At 40.4% G+C, this 1,245-nt stretch carries 1 protein-coding gene; it reads left to right on the forward strand.

Going from position 1 to position 1,245, the window contains the following annotated elements:
• The first annotated feature begins 69 nt into the window (after positions 1-69).
• Positions 70-1,197: a site-specific tyrosine recombinase/integron integrase gene (gene xerA, locus HPE63_RS18465; protein WP_188315781.1), complete on the forward strand. Its 1,128-nt coding sequence runs from the start codon at positions 70-72 to the stop codon at positions 1,195-1,197.
• Positions 1,198-1,245 lie beyond the last annotated feature (48 nt).

Here is a 1,245-nt window from a genome sequence, read left to right on the forward strand (position 1 = left end):
TATACGTATCCTATTCGTATAAGGTACGGTTAAATTATTTTGTTTTTTGATATTTACAAAAATCAAATCATGTTCAAGGGCAGAAACATTACTTTAAAGCATTTGCTGATCGGAGGCGAAAGGCAAATTGGTCTACAATTCAAATCCGATAAGGTCATACACGCATTGCTGGGGAGAATGCCCGGTGTTTCCTGGTCCGATGAATTCGGTATGTATTATGTTGTGAACAACAAGGCCAGTCTGGGAAAGATCTTTGACACGTTCCGGGGGGAAGTCTGGATCAATGGCAATTATTTTTTTGATTCCGAAAATGAACTCAATACCGAAAAGCCCGTAAATATACACTGGTATAGAAACAGAACTTTAGATAATGGTCTTAAAAGATGCCCCATGGCATATTTGGATAAGTTGGAAATCAGGAAATATGCCGCGAATACCGTAAAGAGCTATGTGCACCACTTTGAACGCTTCATTAACCATTATCAAGAAATCGAACCAAGGGACATCACCGAAAACGAGGTGAGATTCTATCTACAAAAGCTTGTCCAAGAAGATCGTTCCAATTCGTACATCAACCAAGCGGTAAACAGCATAAAATTTTATTTTGAGAGCGTTATGGGAATGCCCAATAGGTTTTATGCGATAGAACGTCCAAGGAAGCGGCAACAATTGCCTAAGGTATTGTCAAAACAAGAAGTCCATGCCCTGATTGAAAACACCAACAACCTTAAGCACAAGTGCATAGTTTCATTGCTCTACTCCGCCGGCCTAAGAAGAAGCGAACTCCTGAACCTTAAATTGGATGACATTGATGGCAAACGTATGCTGATCAGTATAAAGGGAGGAAAAGGCAATAAGGATAGAATGACCGTTCTGAGCCCTACCTTATTAAAAGACCTGAGATTATACTATAAGGAATACAGGCCTAGGGTATATCTCTTTGAAGGGCCACGGAATAGGCCTTATACAGCATCCAGCGTCCTGAAACTTATTTCAAATGCCGCACGTAGGGCGGCAATACCGAAAAAGGTGACCCCACACATGCTAAGGCACAGTTTTGCCACCCACCTTCTTGAAGATGGTGTTGATATCAGGCACATTCAATTATTGCTTGGACATAATTCTACCAAGACGACGGAAATTTACACCCATGTGGCGGAAACTTCTTTCAAGGACATAAAAGATCTCTTATCTTAGTTCCTCACATAAAAGATATATAGATCATATGATCTATATTCCTACGTT

Origin of the sequence: Maribacter arenosus (genome assembly GCF_014610845.1) — a bacterium.
GTDB classification, from domain to species: domain Bacteria; phylum Bacteroidota; class Bacteroidia; order Flavobacteriales; family Flavobacteriaceae; genus Maribacter_A; species Maribacter_A arenosus.

Excerpts from the sequence above, each read along its gene's own strand:
- xerA (WP_188315781.1), top strand. The coding sequence starts at position 70 with ATGTTCAAGGGCAGAAACATTACTTTAAAGCATTTGCTGATCGGAGGC.